The sequence below is a fragment of the Psychrobacter sp. UBA3068 genome (assembly GCF_002366815.1).
In the GTDB taxonomy this organism is placed as follows: Bacteria; Pseudomonadota; Gammaproteobacteria; order Pseudomonadales; family Moraxellaceae; genus Psychrobacter; species Psychrobacter namhaensis.
In genome coordinates this window covers 56,292-71,799 of record NZ_DFBY01000049.1, presented here as the reverse complement: position 1 = coordinate 71,799, position 15,508 = coordinate 56,292, and the positions used below count along the sequence as shown (strand labels likewise).

The 15,508-nt window shown below is 46.0% G+C and carries 18 protein-coding genes; all 18 read left to right on the top strand.

Annotated features, from left to right (window positions below):
* The first annotated feature begins 12 nt into the window (after window positions 1–12).
* The 18 genes from B2P60_RS12070 (at window position 13) to B2P60_RS11985 (ending at window position 15,456) form a co-directional block, all read left to right on the top strand.
* Window positions 13–1,227 carry a S49 family peptidase gene (locus B2P60_RS12070; RefSeq protein WP_286741600.1) on the top strand — a complete coding sequence of 405 codons (1,215 nt, stop codon included), beginning with the start codon at window positions 13–15 and terminating at the stop codon, window positions 1,225–1,227.
* Window positions 1,227–1,607, top strand: coding sequence for a hypothetical protein (locus B2P60_RS12065; RefSeq protein ID WP_286741598.1), 381 nt, complete (start codon window positions 1,227–1,229; stop codon window positions 1,605–1,607). Before B2P60_RS12070 ends, B2P60_RS12065 begins: the two co-directional genes overlap by 1 nt.
* 12 nt (window positions 1,608–1,619) lie before the next feature.
* Window positions 1,620–2,714 carry a major capsid protein gene (locus B2P60_RS12060; protein ID WP_286741596.1) on the top strand — a complete coding sequence of 365 codons (1,095 nt, stop codon included), beginning with the start codon at window positions 1,620–1,622 and terminating at the stop codon, window positions 2,712–2,714.
* Between the two features lie 55 nt (window positions 2,715–2,769).
* A complete protein-coding gene (locus tag B2P60_RS12055; RefSeq protein WP_286741594.1) occupies window positions 2,770–3,051 on the top strand; it encodes a hypothetical protein in 282 nt (93 codons plus the stop codon).
* 3 nt (window positions 3,052–3,054) lie between these two features.
* Window positions 3,055–3,492 (top strand): DUF1320 domain-containing protein, encoded by a 438-nt coding sequence (locus tag B2P60_RS12050; protein WP_286741593.1) that lies wholly within the window; start codon window positions 3,055–3,057, stop codon window positions 3,490–3,492.
* 8 nt (window positions 3,493–3,500) lie between these two features.
* Window positions 3,501–3,938 (top strand): phage virion morphogenesis protein, encoded by a 438-nt coding sequence (locus B2P60_RS12045; protein ID WP_286741591.1) that lies wholly within the window; start codon window positions 3,501–3,503, stop codon window positions 3,936–3,938.
* Complete coding sequence (locus B2P60_RS12040) at window positions 3,935–4,357, top strand: phage tail terminator protein (RefSeq protein ID WP_286741589.1); 423 nt, start codon at window positions 3,935–3,937, stop codon at window positions 4,355–4,357. Before B2P60_RS12045 ends, B2P60_RS12040 begins: the two co-directional genes overlap by 4 nt.
* Before the next feature lie 12 nt (window positions 4,358–4,369).
* Window positions 4,370–5,116, top strand: a complete 747-nt coding sequence (locus tag B2P60_RS12035) for a hypothetical protein (protein ID WP_286741587.1) — start codon at window positions 4,370–4,372, stop codon at window positions 5,114–5,116.
* A gap of 91 nt (window positions 5,117–5,207) precedes the next feature.
* Window positions 5,208–5,639, top strand: a complete 432-nt coding sequence (locus tag B2P60_RS12030; RefSeq protein ID WP_286741586.1) for a hypothetical protein — start codon at window positions 5,208–5,210, stop codon at window positions 5,637–5,639.
* Between the two features lie 66 nt (window positions 5,640–5,705).
* Window positions 5,706–9,338, top strand: a complete 3,633-nt coding sequence (locus B2P60_RS12025) for a hypothetical protein (protein ID WP_286741584.1) — start codon at window positions 5,706–5,708, stop codon at window positions 9,336–9,338.
* The gene (locus B2P60_RS12020; protein ID WP_286741582.1) at window positions 9,338–9,679 is read left to right on the top strand and encodes a hypothetical protein; all 342 of its coding nucleotides are present in this window, start codon (window positions 9,338–9,340) and stop codon (window positions 9,677–9,679) included. Before B2P60_RS12025 ends, B2P60_RS12020 begins: the two co-directional genes overlap by 1 nt.
* Window position 9,680: 1 nt before the next feature.
* Window positions 9,681–11,165, top strand: a complete 1,485-nt coding sequence (locus tag B2P60_RS12015; RefSeq protein WP_286741581.1) for a hypothetical protein — start codon at window positions 9,681–9,683, stop codon at window positions 11,163–11,165.
* Window positions 11,166–11,184: 19 nt separating this feature from the next.
* Window positions 11,185–13,425: a hypothetical protein gene (locus tag B2P60_RS12010; RefSeq protein WP_286741579.1), complete on the top strand. Its 2,241-nt coding sequence runs from the start codon at window positions 11,185–11,187 to the stop codon at window positions 13,423–13,425.
* Window positions 13,425–13,658: a hypothetical protein gene (locus B2P60_RS12005; protein WP_286741577.1), complete on the top strand. Its 234-nt coding sequence runs from the start codon at window positions 13,425–13,427 to the stop codon at window positions 13,656–13,658. Before B2P60_RS12010 ends, B2P60_RS12005 begins: the two co-directional genes overlap by 1 nt.
* A gap of 1 nt (window position 13,659) precedes the next feature.
* Window positions 13,660–14,133: a hypothetical protein gene (locus B2P60_RS12000; RefSeq protein ID WP_286741576.1), complete on the top strand. Its 474-nt coding sequence runs from the start codon at window positions 13,660–13,662 to the stop codon at window positions 14,131–14,133.
* Window positions 14,134–14,135: 2 nt separating this feature from the next.
* A complete protein-coding gene (locus B2P60_RS11995; protein ID WP_286741575.1) occupies window positions 14,136–14,270 on the top strand; it encodes a hypothetical protein in 135 nt (44 codons plus the stop codon).
* A 54-nt stretch (window positions 14,271–14,324) separates the two neighbouring features.
* Window positions 14,325–14,915 (top strand): hypothetical protein, encoded by a 591-nt coding sequence (locus B2P60_RS11990; RefSeq protein WP_286741573.1) that lies wholly within the window; start codon window positions 14,325–14,327, stop codon window positions 14,913–14,915.
* A 247-nt stretch (window positions 14,916–15,162) separates the two neighbouring features.
* Window positions 15,163–15,456: a hypothetical protein gene (locus B2P60_RS11985; RefSeq protein ID WP_286741572.1), complete on the top strand. Its 294-nt coding sequence runs from the start codon at window positions 15,163–15,165 to the stop codon at window positions 15,454–15,456.
* The last annotated feature ends 52 nt before the right edge of the window (window positions 15,457–15,508 follow it).

The window sequence follows — 15,508 nt, the reverse complement described above, 5'->3', positions numbered from 1 at the left end:
AATGGGTGAAATATGAACTTACAAGCAAAGATTAAGCGCGACATCAACAGTCATGCGCTCATGGCTTGCCACGATCTAAACGGTGAGCTCGCATCTATCGACTTCAAAGCGCTATCACGTCATAGCGATGATGGTAGTGAAGCAGCTTATACGGTTGAGAATGGCGTAGCGACTATCGATGTTCGCGGTCTGCTAGTACCTGAAACCTCAAGTGATTATCGCTCATGGGGTGTAACAGGCTATGCAAACTTAGCGAATTACATTCAGCAAGCCAATGACGATTACACAGTGACTAGCATTGTCTTAGACATTGATAGCGTTGGTGGATACGTCAAAGGTCAGCATCTAGTTGATGAAGCGATAGCGGACAATACAAAGTCTATTCAGACGTTTGTTAGTGGTAATGCCTACTCAGCTGCCTATCGCATAGCTGTAATGACTGACCGTATCGTAGCGGCACAGTTTGCAGGTATAGGTAGCATCGGCACGATAGTCAAGCACACTGAGCAAGTAAGCCGCCTAAAGCAAATAGGTATCACGGTGACTAATATCCGTAGCGGGAAGTGGAAAGCCGTGTTTGGTGATGATGAGCCACTGACCGACGAGCAATTGGCAGAAATACAGTCTGGTGTAGATGCTAATGCTCAAGAGTTTTTTGAGCACGTAGCAAGCTATCGCAGTTTGAACGCTGACACGATTGCATCGCTTGAAGGTCGGTGTTTCGATGCGACACGCGCAAAAGAATTAGGTTTGATTGATGAGATAGCAGACAGCGTATCAACATCAAGCCAAGCCAAACAGAGCAACAATAACCCCGAGGAGTACGACTTGAACGAGTTAGAGAAGGCGCAAGCCAAAATTAAGCAGCTAGAGGAACAGGCAGTGTCTGATAAAGCTGCATCTGATCAAAAGATTGCTGATGCTAAGGCTGAGGCGCAGGCAGCTAAGGACGCACTAGCAAAGACGCAAGAATCAACACGCCAAGCTGCCATTGATAAGCTAGCTGCTGATACTGGTCGTGAGTTTACCGACGAGCAAGTTACTGCGTTTAAAGCGATGGACGATGCACAGTTTGCTGTCGCTGAATTTATGGCAAAACCAGTCGAAAAGAAAGCGCCTGAGCTACCAGATGGTTTGGATAAAGCGCAAGCAACCAATGGCCGTGAAGGTGGTGAAAGTAAAATTCTAGCAGCTGTTGAAGCAGCTAAAGCACAAGGAGTTAAATAATGGTTGATTTCAACTATACAACTGAGCAGCCGTTAGCTGTTGATGTTGCACCTATCACTGATAGCGTAGTGCCTACCGCTGCTACAGCATACAAACGCGGTGACCTATTGGTGATTGCTGCTGGCACCAACGTAGCGACTCACAGTAATACTGAAACAGGCGCACAAGCGGATTGGCATGTTATTTGTCTTGCCGATGTGACCGCTGAGCAAGCAACTGCCAAAATTGCCGCTGGCGTTGAAATGCCAGTCTATGTAGCAGGTAAGTTTGATGTGGCACAAGTCAAACTAAACGGCGTTGCATTGACACCAACACAAAAGTTAGCAGCCCGTGCGCACGCTAATCGTTCATTACCAATTACGCTTAGCGTAGTCAAATAGGGGATTTAACTTATGGCAACTTTTAACATTGAAGATGTGCAAATTGATACCGCATCTTTTGAAGAACTTGGCGCGGTTTATGATCTAAGTAGACCCGTTGATACTTTTTTCCGTGACCGCTATTTTGGTAACCCGATTTATCTAAACGGTGAAGATAAGGTGCCAGTAGGCGATATCAAAACCTACATTCCATTAGCGCCTGCTGTATTGCCAACCGCGCAAGGTCGCGTCATTAAAGACAAAGTGCAATTGAATGTTGATTACATTCCAGCGCCTTACTTTAAGCCCGCATGTGTCGTTGAGCCGTTAAGCAAGATTGACGCTAAGATGCAAAAGCTATTGCAGAATATGCGCGTCATTGCGACTAATGCTATTGGTACACCGCCAACCATGCAAGATGAGTGGGAAATGGCCGCCGCCGTGTCTTACTGGACTATCCGCCAATCGTTAGCAGCGCGTGTCACTATGATGTGCCGAGATGCTTTACTGTATGGCAAAGTGGTTGTGCAAGGTGATGACAATGCGGGTGTGACTGTTAACTTTGGTCGTCATGCTGACTTAACATTTACGCCGCTTATTGCTTGGGATCAACAAGGCGCCACTCCGTATCAAGACATTCGCCAGATTGTCAAAAACTTGGTCAAGCATGGTAAGCGCCGCCCAGTTGATGCTCAAATGTCTAGCCGCGTGTTTGACGCGATGGCAGACAACAAAGAATTTAACGACAAATTCACAGCGTCAAAAGACACCAATGCGACCCGTGTGTTTGATGGCGGTTTTGGTGGCGAAACTACTGCAACCCTACGCGGTACGGTAGACGGTATTAACTTTTGGACGTATGACGCTGAGTTTGAAAAAGAAGATGGTACAAGCGAGCTAATGATTCCAGAAGATGGCTTTTGGTTAATCTCTGAGCTAGATAATCCGCTTTACTATTGCATGATTAAGCATCGCAAAAACCCTGCTAAATTAGCAATGGAATTGATGCCATACCATGTATTTAGCGATGACCCATCTGTCGATAAATTTATCGCTGATTCAAGCCCACTGCCAGTGACCATCAATAAAAATGGTGCCGCTGGTGGTACTGGTTTTATCACTCTTTAATATCAACTAACTTTAATCGCCCTGTCTAATCACAGGGCTTTTTTTGGAGCAAATTATGTCTAAGTATATTGCAAAACAATCGGTAGGCCGTTTTAAGACTGGTGAAGTGGTTGAAGGCTTGACCGAAAAACGTGCCAAGTTCTTACTAAGTAAAGGCGCTATTGTAGAAGCTGAAGCCGTCGAAGGCGAAGATGTTGATACTGGCGAAGGTGGCGAAGTGGTCGAGCTAGAAAAGCTGACCAAAGCCGAGCTAACAGCCTTACTCGATGAAGAGGAAATTGAGTACAACGACTCAGATACAAAAGCTGAGCTAATCGCACGCTTTCCGAAGGACTAAGCCATGTATGCGACTCATGACGATTTAATCAGCCGCTTTGGAGCATTGGCTATTGCTGAGCTTGAGTCGATGCACAGTGACGGGTTACTTGCAGTCACTAACGCGCTCAGTGACGCATCAGAGAAGATGAACAGTTACTTATCCATACGCTATCAAACGCCATTGAATAAGACTGAGCATCTAAAACTGGTGTGCGCTGACATTGCTCGCCACCTGCTCTATATGAATGAGCCAACCGATGAGGTTGAGTCACGTTATAAAGAGGCGCTTAAATGGCTGCAAGACGTTGGTGCAGGCAAAGCCAATGTTACTTTTGCTGAGCCATTGACAGCTGAGGAGCAGCAAAAGACCTACGTTAAGCCTGCCGTACCAATTGGCAGTAGCTATCCTGGTCAAATTTTTGGTGATGACGTTTTTGCCAAGATGCCTAGCATTAAGTGAGGTGAGTCATGTTTGATGCAGAGCTATCAGGTGGTGACGAGATTATCAGGCGGCTAGGCGATTTGTATTTTGATAGTAAAAAGATGCAAAAGTTTAGCCGTATGGCTGGCGCTGAGATGGTCTATCAAACTGAGGAGCGTTTTTACAATCAGCATGATCTACAGCGCCAACCGTGGCTACCGTCATTAAGGGCTATTGAGGACGAAGGTGATACCCTGCGTGACACTGGTCGACTCATGGCGTCATTGACCTATATTGCGCTACCTGATGGCGTCAAGTGGGGTACAAACGTTGTTTACGCTCGCATGATGCACTACGGCGGTAAAAAGGCGATATTCCCGCACTTGTGGGGCGATATACCCGCTAGGCCGTACATGGGAATGAATGACAACGATAGGGCGTCAGTGCTTAATATTATCAATCGAATTATGGACGTGGACTTATGAGTAATTATTTTGCAGTAGGTCTTGGCCTGATCGAGCACCTGGAGGCGAAAGCTGACGAGTGGGGTATTAAGCACGTTGGCACCGTCGCTAGTATCAACAATATCAATAAAAACGTCACACCCGCGCTCTACGTCATCAACACTGGCAACAATCCTAACGCTAACGGCTCAATAGACAGCCGTGACGTGCAGCAATGGACGGTTGTTGTCGCTGTGAGTAACCAAGCGGCACAAACAGACGTTAAGGCGCTCATGGAGTCGTCAGGCGAGCTTGTGAGTAAAGTTATCAATCATGTGCAAGGTTATGAGCTAGACGACTATCACGACCCACTAGAGCGCACATCGACCAGCGGGCGGCCTGATTACTTTAGTACGTTTGCATTATATCCACTCACTTTTCAAACCACTATTACGCCATAGGAGATAAGTAACATGGCAGATAAACAACAATCACACGCATTTATCGGTAACGGTAAAGTGTATTTTACCGCTGTTAAGAACGGCGTAGAGGGCAAGCCTTTTTGGGTGGGCGTGGCATCAGCCGCCGCCTTTAATCACTCAGTCGAGAATGAGAGTGAGTTAAAAGAATATCACTCAGGTAAAAACCAAACTTGGGACAAGTCAGAAGGGGATAAATCCGCTACTTTTAGCTTAACCCTCAGCGAGCGCCGTCTTGAAGCCATGCAAGCAGCATTACAGGCGACAGTCACGGAAGTTGCGACAGGCTCAGTGACAGATGAAGAGCACGAAGTTGACGCTATTGGCGATATTATCTTTTTGAAACATAAGAACGTCAGCGATGTTGTCATTACTGACAGCACAGATGCAACACCATTGGCCTTGGTTGAAGGTATTGACTACACGATTGATGAGAAGTACGGCACTCTTGAAATGACGCACGTACAGACAATCGCATCACCGATCAAAGTTGCGTACAGCTACGGCACCGCCACAATCATGAAACCCATGACAGATGATGTTGATTATTACCGCATCCGCGTTAATGGTCTAAACAAAGTTGGTCAAAAAGATAAGCAAGTCGTCACAGCATATCGCGCTAAGCTGTCACCAGCAGATGCTTACGATTTAATTGGCGATGATTTTAGCGAGATGGAACTTGAAGCTGACTTGATGTATGACGAAGCCGAAGAAGCCATGTATGAAATTGTGAAGCTGTAACCACATAGGCCTATGTGAAATCACATGGGCCTGTTTTTATTTAATTAAGTCATTGCGTTGCGATGGCTTACTCAAATAAAAAGGACTCATTATGCGTACTAATGCACAAACCAAACTGACAAATACAGCCACGGGCGCGGTTATTGTCTTGTCCGATAGTCTTTACCCAGAAGGTGAGCACGACTGGTCAGCTGTCGTATCAAATACCAAGTACGCGCTAGACGGTACAATGATCGTCGAGCAGTCAGAGCGTAAAGCTGGCAGACCGTACACGATGCAAGCGCCTGCGGGTCATGGGGTTCTGACAAGAGAAACGGTCAATGCGCTCAAATCTGAGCGTGACAAGCTGGGCGCGACGTTTTGGCTGGATTATCTATCCAATGATGCTGTAAAGCGCGTGAAAGTCATGTTTGACACAGAACAAAAGGCAATTGAAGCAACTCCAGTCAAGGGTACGAACAGCCCAAAACTGACCGATTATTACAACGTAACACTTAGATTCTTAGAGATACCGAGCGAGTAGCACTCCTTACTTATTTAGCCCTATTTTTAGGGCTTTTTTAATGCCTAAAATTTGACGGATGACGACATGGCAATTACTCAAAACGATTTAGAGATTTTAAAGTCTGAGGTCATGAACGACACAGACGAGGGCGGCGGCTTGCCCACTGCTGAGGCTGTAGTAGATGGCGTATCTAATAACCTATTCCCCGACGTGTCAGACATTGACCGCTTACTTGGCCGTGTGCGTCTGCGTAAAGTCTCTCTAGCAGTTAAGACGGCTAATGCTGAGCTACTGCAAGCGACTCGTATACTGTTTACGGAGCTGCCTGACAATCCGAATATCAGCGTATTTGCATTTAAAGCCACGTCATTTGCTGATAGACGCTCGGACGCTCAAAACAAGATTGAGAGCTATCTAGCCTTTGGCACCAAGTGGGCAGGGCATTTGCTAGAGACACAGCTTGCGGGTCAGCGCGTAATTCAGCTATCTCTTGGTTTAAAAGATGCTGTGCCGGCAGTCGGCCAGCCTCTGGTCATTGTGCAAAACGAGGGCCAGTCTGACGAGTTTTATCAGTACCTGCGACCATTAAAAGTCGATACAGTGGTGCGTGAGTTTCAACGTACCGCTAGTGAGACAGTGACACGTAATGTGGTGACCATTGAGTTTGGCGACACGTTAAACGAGACGTTTAATGGTTTAACCGTGCCTGAGTTTTATCAAAACGCATCAACGAGCAGACGTGCTATTTTGCGTGAGGCTCGTGTCGCTGATGCTGCTAAATACTACAGCGCATCAAAATTGGCTGAACCAGTTGTCGCTATGCAGTCACGCCAAGTACGCCTTAACTCTATTTATACCCAAGTCGTACCAAGCACCCAAGTTGAGACGCCCATTTTACAGCGCGACCCAGCGAATCAGATAGCCACTCAGGCGCGTGGCGATGGCGTTATTAATATCAGTCAGTCGGTCAATATTGCGACCAACACAGCGTTTAATTTACCAAGCGGGGTGTCGGTTGGCACATTGTCACTCAATGTTAACTATACGCAGCTGACAGACCGTGATGGCGAGCTGGTAGACGGGCAAGGTGTGGCTTATGCGTCAATCAAATACGGCATCGGTCAAATCGTATGGTACAGCGGCACTGGGTTATCAGGCGTTAACACAATAACGGGTAGCTACAAACCCGCGAGCGAGTTTACCCGCGTGGCGCAGACTGATTATCAAGTGGTCGATGACAATGCAGGTTATAACTACGTGCGCGAGCTTGGTGCCGAGCCAGTGCCAAACAGTCTTAAAATCACTTATACAGTAGGCGGTAATAATTATCTCGTACATGACGATGGTCGTGGCAATCTGATTGATGACGACGGTAACGGGCGTGGTACGGTGCAGGGCAAGACGGTATTGCTTACCACTGCTGCTATACCTGACGCTGCTAGTTATATTATTTACTCATTTGGCGTTGATCTAAATACGGTTAAGTATGGAGAGCAGACGTTACCTGCTGCTTATCACGTTATTAATGTTGCAGACAAAGTAAGCGGCGATATTACTATTACATGGGCAACCGATAAGACAGCGACAGCTAGCAATGGCGTAATCACAGGTGATGCAACAGGCACATTTATTGATGGCCGTTTAAGCATTGCGCCAAATTCGACAGTGGCTAAAGACACGGTATTTAATCTGTCTTATCAGCGCATCATTGAATCTAATGTTTTAACGACAAAGTACAAAGATTCGCCTGATATCAGCGATGGCATTTATGAAAAAACGATTACTTTTGACCAATCGGTTACTGGTGTTGAGTTTAGCTTAGTGATGGGCAGAGATGATTTAGGTTATGCAGGTCATATCAATATCATACTAAGCGACAACGGGTCCTCATTAAAAATAGATAATGTTTTATATCCTGCTTATTCTGACAAAATGCTCTACTCAGGGAACACAGTGTATCGTAGTAGCGACTTTTTTTGGCAACCCTTTAATGGTAACGCCTCGCAAAAGTGGAATGTCGAACTATTAAGCAGCACGCTTGATAAGTCAGCAGGTACGGCTAGCTTTAAAGTCAAAGTGTCAAAACAGGTTAGCGGCGTTGATGTATTAGCGCGACCAGGTGTGTCTCCAGTATTTAAGATCACACAAAAAACTGAGCCGTTTAAAATTGGCAACGTTGATTTTTTAGCAAAATCCATAACCGCACCTACGACAGAGGCAGCCACCACTACAGGACAAGTAAGCAGTCTTAATCTAGCTCTACCGCAAGATGTATTGGCGCCAGTAGTCAGCGGCTCAGTGTTTGTTGATGTTGTCGGGTTTAATTTACGTGATGATAACGGCAGGGTAAAAAACGGTGCTGATGTTGTCGGTAGTATTGACTATAACTCTGGTGTCATTGAGCTAACGACATGGCAAATAGATCAGCAAAACACAGTCAATCTAAAATCAATGCTGCGTGAGAATGACCCTGTACCGCTTGCTAACTTGATATTTAGAACGCCAGTGGCCCCGCTTAAAGAAGCGTCATTACAGATCACCGCTGAGCTTGCAGACGGAACAATGTTGTCACTGGCCACCGATGAGCAGGGCAATATCACTGGTCACAGCTTTGCACATGGTACGGTTGATTTTAAAGCGGGTGTGGTGGCTCTGTATTTTTATCACAAACATAAAGTATCGGACCTTAGCGGTGTGACTTTTACGCCTGAAGATGCTTGGTATGACTCAGAGTATTTTTATACTGATGGGGGTGTTGAGTACGTAAACCAGCCAATCTATGTAAAGCCTGACAGTATCCGCTATAACGCGATTGCCTACAGCTACTTGCCACTTGATAAAGAGTTAATAGGACTTGATCCAGTGCGACTACCGACAGATGGTCGTGTGCCGTTTGTCCGCAAAGGTGACTCAATAGCGATCACCGAGCTTAAGACGATGCAGTTACCAACCAACGTGCCAAACGATAAGTTTGATTTGGGCTTTGAGCGTTTGTCTGATGTTAGCGTAGTCGATGCTAATGGTTTAAAAGTGAGCTTTGATTATCTTGATGTCGATTTAGATGCAGGCACTTTAACGCTCAATGGCATGTTTGATATGTCGTTTTATACCGCGCCATTAACTGCTAAATATCGCATTATGGATATTGCTCTGGTTATTGAGACAGATATATCAGGTCGCGTCACGCTATCAACGCCCATCACGCATGATTACAGCACAGCTGCAGTTTTTAGCTCAATGCTATTAGCTGGTGATATGCAAGCGCGTGCGTATAACGTGTTTAGTCAAAAGTCATGGGGTAATGGTGGTTTTAGCGATACGTTAATCGGCGATAAGGCAACGTCACAGTTGCAAGTGACTAATAATCCTATCGTAGTGACTAATCGTGACTCGATCGAGGAGCGTTGGGCATTAGTATTTACGAGTGCTACATCATTCCGCATTATCGGTGAGACGGTGGGGGAGATTGGTACAGGTTCAACCACCACGTTAACAGCGCCTATTAATCCGATGACAGGTTATCCGTATTTTACGATACCGCAAGCAGCATGGGGCATCGGCTGGTCGGCTAACAACGTGGTCAGGCTAAACACCGCTGCCGCTAAATATCCGGTGTGGATCGGCAATGCAATCCAGCAGCACCAAGGCAGTAGCAAAGATAACTATGATTTTACAATCGGTTATCACGCTAATATTGATAGAGACAGGGGTGAGTAATGATATTAAGTGATGATGCAAAAAACGCGATGCTGCAAGGACTTGCTGACAAACTTAATGTCGGCACAAACTCAGTGCTGTCAGTCTATATAGATACAACGCTTGCAGTTGAGCTTGCGTTAACTAACCCAGTCGAACTTAGTGTTACAGGCGGTGTTTTGACGTTTAAAACGCCGCCTGAGGCCATCGCTATTGCATCAGGAGTGCCAACGTCGGCAAAACTGCTTGATGCGACTGGTGCAGTTATTGCTAACTATACTGCCGCTGAAATAGTGCTCAACAAAGATAAAATCTACCAAGGCGGCTATGTGGGCATCGTTGGGCTAAAGGTGAGGATTTAATATGTCAAAAATTGAGGGTAAGGCAAAAAAGTATAACGGTGAGCCAGTTGATTATGTACTACTATTTGACTGGGAAACGGGCGATCATATCGGCACATCAACCCCTGATACAGCAGGCAACTGGTCATTTAACCCCATTACCGACATAAACTGCGGCATTACATATGTAGCAGATGGCTGCGAGCCTATCACGCACGGCGCTTATCAATTTGAAGCTGCAAACACAACCATTAACAACATCGGCATACAGGGCACGGCGTTATTTGGGGTAGGCATTACCGCCACGCTACCGCTTGGCATGAGCGAGATGGAAGGTACAACCACAGAAGGCCATGAAAACTACGGTAACTATCAGCACAGTGATGGTTCTGTTATGTGTTGGATACCTATGTTTTATTACCGTTGGGGCGGTGCAGATAGTCCACGCGCAACTGATTACGGTCTAAACTCGCTTGATGTTAAGAGCAAGCATGACTTTGATAGCGTAGAGGCTGCTAATGCCGCAGGGTATGCGTTACATCGTGCATTTTATGATGGCGGACAAATCAAAGACGGATTTTTTGTTGATAAATATCAAGCAAGTAATAATGGCGGTATTGCTAGCTCAGTCAAAAATAGCAATCCATTATCCTCAAGCAGTGCTAACAATCCGTATAGCGGCTTAACAGGTACGCCTGCAAACACTTTCGCGGGTGCTATTGACGCGGTTAAGACGCGCGGTTCAGAATTTTTTGTCACGACATTGTTTGTGCAACGAGCGTTATCACTACTGTCTATGGCTCATGCGCAAGCAGCAACGAGCACCGATAACTGCGCATGGTATGACGCGACGGGCGTTGCTAACTACCCTAAAGGCAATAACAACAATGTGCTGGGTGACGTTAATGATGCAACGGTTAAATACACTGCAACAGGCTATAGTAATGCTGGTAAGACTGGTTCGGCACTACCGTTTGCTAAGACGACACATAACGGGCAAGCAAATGGCGTGGCAGATCTCAACGGCAATATGTACGAGATCTGCTTAGGTGTCACACAACTATCAGGTACGTTCTACGCGCTAAAAACAACGGCTAAAGCATCCGCACTAACAAGCGGAGCCTCGGCAGCTAATGACGCATGGGGTGCAGCGGGTATCGCAGCAAACTATGAGTCACTGGGTGCTAGTATTGGTGCGCTCACAGGTACGTCTCGTGGTTTGGAGATGGGCAACGGTACACAGCAAGTATTCTCAAGTGCAACGTCGGGCAAAGACTGGCAAGCCTCATGCGCGGGCATTCCTCTTGCTACTGGCGTTAATAGTACGTCTGGCACAGATCTGTTTGGTCATGACCGTTTTTATGACGATCGCGTGGACGATGTGTGCCCGGTTTCGGGTGGCCATTGGGCCACCAGTGCGCTCTCGGGCGTCTGGCGTGTCTATTTCACTTATTCGCGCGCGTATGGTAGCAGCTATGGTGGCGTGCGGGCGGCCTTGTATGTCTAATTTTTAAAGAGGTTTACGTATGACATACATGGCCCCAGATTTATCACTTGATGTTGTGTTGCCGCAACAAACTGAGCCGCTGTCTGAGCTTGACGTGGTGCTGTGTGCGCCAATTGATGATATGTCAATTACGATTGACAGCACGATCACTGTCAGTAGCGATATATCGCTATCTGTAACTGGCGGTGAGTCAAACGGCTATACACCGCCGCCGTTATCAGCCGAGATTGTGTTGGTTGAGGATATTTTTGGCGCATCATCTCAAATACGCGATGTGGTTTTGTGTCGCCCGCAATCCGAGATAGACAAAGATGTTTTTGTCGGTCTTGATGGCGTGGTAACAGTTGGTGGCGGTATTGAGTTAAGCTCAAATACACCTGAACCGCGCTACGTCACGCTAGACAGCACGATTGTAGTACAGCCTGAGCTATCCCTAAATGTGACAGCGTTTGTTGTCGGTATTAGTATTGATACGTACGCTGACATCAATGTGCAGTCTGAGATTATCGGGCATTATGACCCCAACGTATTTCGCGGCGCTATGTTAGATAAATCCAGTAATATTCAGCACTCAAAATTACAGGGTATGGATAGGTCAGGCGGTTTTGAGAGCAATAAATTAACAGCGGTCAGTGCGTCAGATGATAGAGAGTCGGCAAAACTACTAACAACAGATAGCCAGTCTCAGTTTGAGGCTAATATTAAGCTATCAACAGACGCGCAGCTGCTATCTGAGAGCGCGAAGCGAGTTAGCACAGATAGTAAGCAGTTATACGAGTCGCAAAACTTTGTAGACACTAAGTCACAGCTAAAAACCGAGACTGCTAAAAAAGCAAGCCATAGCAACTGGTACAGCTTTGAGGCGATGCTTGCACGTCAAACTGAGCGCAAAATGCAAGGCGAATACAGCTATCTTGATGCGATTATTCGCAGCCAAGGTTTTGAGCTGAGTAAATTAGCAGGGTATCAATATCGCAATCTGATTGATACAGCAAAATTACCGTCTTGGGTTGTTGGTTACTTGCCGCCTCCTCTGTGGCAGACAGTCATACTTAAAGAGCAGCTAACAGCGCCAACGTTAACGCTTGATGTTGTGCTGTGTGCGCCAAAGAGTCAATCGCCACGCACTAAACTATCAATACATGAAATTGATGTTGATGTTTACGGCTATCTAATATTAACGGCTAAAGAGAGTGACGGTGCTGAGCCGCAGCCCCAAACAGGAGTTATATTTGTGACAAACAGTGTGTCATTAACGCGCTCCGATGATGGGCGTGAGATTAAGCTGCTAGGCTTTAGCGTGGGCATTGATAGCAACAGCTACACATGGTCATTTAGTGCGACTGTCCCACTGTCAGAGCTATCAAAAGTCGATACAGCACGAGAGCCGCAGATAGGTGTTGATTTCGTCTGTAATGGCAATCTATGGCGATTCATCTTAGATGGTTGCGAGGATAGCATCCAGTTTGGTGAGAGTAGCTTAACGATCAAAGGCAAGTCGCGAGCAATGCTGTTAGCGAGTCCGTATTCATCACAGCGTGGCTTTAAGTACGACACGGCCATGAGTGCTAGACAGATTGCAGAGGACGAGCTTAACCGTGGCGGTGTACCGTCAGGATTTACGCTTGATTGGCAGCTTGCCGGAGTTAACGGTTGGAATGTACCAGCCAATACTTACAGCTACTCAAACAAGACGCCTATCAACTCATTGCAGTGGATTGCTGAGGCAGCAGGTGGCTTTATCAATGCTCATATGAGCGAGGATATAATCCATGTGCTTGCTAACTATCCGGTCCCATCATGGGAATGGAGCGATCAGACACCATTATTGACCTTGCCAATGTCACTAATTACCAGTCGCAGCCGTGGGCGCGTCAATAAGCCTGCGTACAATGGCGTGACACTGTACGGAGAGAACGACAACGGTATTGGTGCATTGGTCAAACGCACTGGTACCAGTGGTGGTTATCAGCCACCAATGGTCACAAGCGACTTAATGACTGACCAAGTGGCCGCTATCAGTCGTGGTAAAGCGATACTCAGTGATACTGGCGATATTGGTAACATCGGTATCTCAATGCCGCTAATCGCTGATATAGGTGTGTTAAAGCCATCTACACTAATCGGCGTTAATGATGGTGAATCATGGATTGGCATGGTGCGCGGTACGACTATCACAGGTCGTCTATCGAGCAATCGAGCGTTAGAGATTGACCAGTCTATTGATGTTGAAAGGCACTTTGACAAGGAGATTGTCTAATGGCAAGCGGCAACCTATGGCAGCTATTTAAAAACGTCACTGAGCAGGGCGCTAAGCAACTAGCAACCGTCATTGATCGTAACGGCTCAAGCTATACCGTCACCATGCAAGGTGGCGGCAATACGGTAGTCCAATCAAGCGCAGCTTATGAGCTGCAATCAAAGGTATTCATCAGAGATGGTCAGATAGTCAGTGAAGCGCCTGACCTGCCATTCGTTGAAATAGAGGTATAGCATGACAGACAAGACAGATGACATTGATTACAGCTTTGAGCTGACGTACAGCGTTTGGAATCAAGACACGAAGAAACTAGAAAAGCAAAAAAAAGATATTGGCGTTAAGCGCGTCAAGGTTAAGAACCTAAACGAAGTGACACGAGCATTTACGCCCTTTGTCGCTGAGTTTGAGCGTATCGTAAAAGCAAATAAGGGCTTGCCTGAGAGTGAATTATTGGCCTTGATTGGCGGCTATACAGACGAAACAGTCATACTGGCATCGGTATTGACAGATCAAACGCCCACTTTTTACCGAGAGCTTGAACCGCTTGAAATGCTCACAGTGATGCAGGAGGTCGTCGCCCATAGTGGCGATTTTTTTATGCGTCAGATTTTCACACCCCTAAAACAACTGGGGGCACAACTGGCTTTACTTGGTTCGACAGCTTACTTCCATTCTACAAAATCGGACTCCGAGAATCCGATGTCTTAGATATGTGCTTTGGTGAATGGTGGGGGCTATCTAAAGCATTTGCTAAAGATCATCAACAGCGCATCAAAGACATGGCTATCGCGATGAGAGTATCACAAACAGACGCAAAAGGCTGGAAAGAGTTTATGAAAGACTAGCGCAACAAAGTACAATCAACTAAGATTGAGTAAATACTATTTTGGTGATGGGCTATGAAAGCATTAGTAGCGATAGGTTTGACGTTGGCGCTAAGCGCGTGCGGCGGGGGTTACGATAGCCTGCCACCACAAGTAAGTGATGGTAATGGCGGAACTATTGGGGCAGGCGGCACTATAGGGTCTGGTGGTTCTAAAGATGACGGCAACTGGAAGTACGGCAGCGTAAGTAATGCTGAGGGCGTTTTTTCATTAACCGCTAGAATAGATGCTACAAACACGTACACTGTGCCTCAGTTTCCAAATCTCAATCAACGATCATGGATTGAGTTGGAAAAACGAAAAATGGCAGTGGGTACGATATCAAAAAGATTCACTATCTTTGCGCCTGAGGAGGTTAAATGTACTCCGGGCTGCCAAATAAGAATTAAATTTAATGGCGGCATATCATCTTATAATTTCTTACAGCGAGTTGATGGTGTGTTAACGCCAGCAAATGACCAAATATCTGCTGAATTATTCGATAAAACCACGCGATCTAACAGCGCCACCATCTATCTACCTATCGTGGGATTGTCTGACGATGTTGAATCTGAGTTCAATTTTAGAGGGTATGATGAGGATAAAATGGCGTTTACAGGCGAGTAATGACATGGCTAAGGTTGTTGAGCAGAGTTTGGAGTTTTGCCCAAACTGTCAAAAGAGAACAATGCACTACAAAGAAACCAAAAAACTAAGTTGGCTGATGCATCTTGTATTGATAATCATCACAGGTACATTGTGGCTGTGGTTTTTGCTGATTACTATGATTTGGCATATTTTTACCAAAAAAATTGGTGGCAAGAAGACCTGCTCGCAATGTGGTTTGGAGCACTAAATAAAACAAGGCTTGATTATGATAGACATAAATTACATGACGCTAAAAGAGTGGCCGAAATCTCACAAGGTTTGGGGCGATGATGGTTTTGATCGTATCAACCAATTACTAGATAAGGCTGTGCATTTAGTTGGCAGAAAAGCGCCAAATGAAGTGGTGCACTATGCCGGATTGTCAGAAAACAAAAGCACAGCAGGTAAAAAGCCAGTTGTTTTTGTTGATTGTGATAGCTTAAACCGCTATCACATTAGTGAGAGACATATTAAAGCCGGTAAGCTGCCAAAGCCTGACAGGGCAAGCGCCTTTAAATAAACAACAAATAAATCAACAAGCTCACCTAATTGGTGGGCTTTTTTTATGTCCA

Bases quoted from the DNA above. Each gene is read 5' to 3' on its own strand.
- B2P60_RS12000 (WP_286741576.1), top strand. From the start codon at position 13,660: ATGACAGACAAGACAGATGACATTGATTACAGCTTTGAGCTGACGTAC.
- B2P60_RS11990 (WP_286741573.1), top strand. From the start codon at position 14,325: ATGAAAGCATTAGTAGCGATAGGTTTGACGTTGGCGCTAAGCGCGTGC.
- B2P60_RS12045 (WP_286741591.1), top strand. From the start codon at position 3,501: ATGTTTGATGCAGAGCTATCAGGTGGTGACGAGATTATCAGGCGGCTA.
- B2P60_RS12025 (WP_286741584.1), top strand. From the start codon at position 5,706: ATGGCAATTACTCAAAACGATTTAGAGATTTTAAAGTCTGAGGTCATG.
- B2P60_RS12015 (WP_286741581.1), top strand. From the start codon at position 9,681: ATGTCAAAAATTGAGGGTAAGGCAAAAAAGTATAACGGTGAGCCAGTT.
- B2P60_RS12005 (WP_286741577.1), top strand. From the start codon at position 13,425: ATGGCAAGCGGCAACCTATGGCAGCTATTTAAAAACGTCACTGAGCAG.
- B2P60_RS12050 (WP_286741593.1), top strand. From the start codon at position 3,055: ATGTATGCGACTCATGACGATTTAATCAGCCGCTTTGGAGCATTGGCT.
- B2P60_RS12035 (WP_286741587.1), top strand. From the start codon at position 4,370: ATGGCAGATAAACAACAATCACACGCATTTATCGGTAACGGTAAAGTG.
- B2P60_RS12030 (WP_286741586.1), top strand. From the start codon at position 5,208: ATGCGTACTAATGCACAAACCAAACTGACAAATACAGCCACGGGCGCG.
- B2P60_RS12070 (WP_286741600.1), top strand. From the start codon at position 13: ATGAACTTACAAGCAAAGATTAAGCGCGACATCAACAGTCATGCGCTC.
- B2P60_RS12010 (WP_286741579.1), top strand. From the start codon at position 11,185: ATGACATACATGGCCCCAGATTTATCACTTGATGTTGTGTTGCCGCAA.
- B2P60_RS12020 (WP_286741582.1), top strand. From the start codon at position 9,338: ATGATATTAAGTGATGATGCAAAAAACGCGATGCTGCAAGGACTTGCT.
- B2P60_RS11985 (WP_286741572.1), top strand. From the start codon at position 15,163: ATGATAGACATAAATTACATGACGCTAAAAGAGTGGCCGAAATCTCAC.
- B2P60_RS11995 (WP_286741575.1), top strand. From the start codon at position 14,136: ATGTGCTTTGGTGAATGGTGGGGGCTATCTAAAGCATTTGCTAAAGAT.
- B2P60_RS12060 (WP_286741596.1), top strand. From the start codon at position 1,620: ATGGCAACTTTTAACATTGAAGATGTGCAAATTGATACCGCATCTTTT.
- B2P60_RS12040 (WP_286741589.1), top strand. From the start codon at position 3,935: ATGAGTAATTATTTTGCAGTAGGTCTTGGCCTGATCGAGCACCTGGAG.
- B2P60_RS12055 (WP_286741594.1), top strand. From the start codon at position 2,770: ATGTCTAAGTATATTGCAAAACAATCGGTAGGCCGTTTTAAGACTGGT.
- B2P60_RS12065 (WP_286741598.1), top strand. From the start codon at position 1,227: ATGGTTGATTTCAACTATACAACTGAGCAGCCGTTAGCTGTTGATGTT.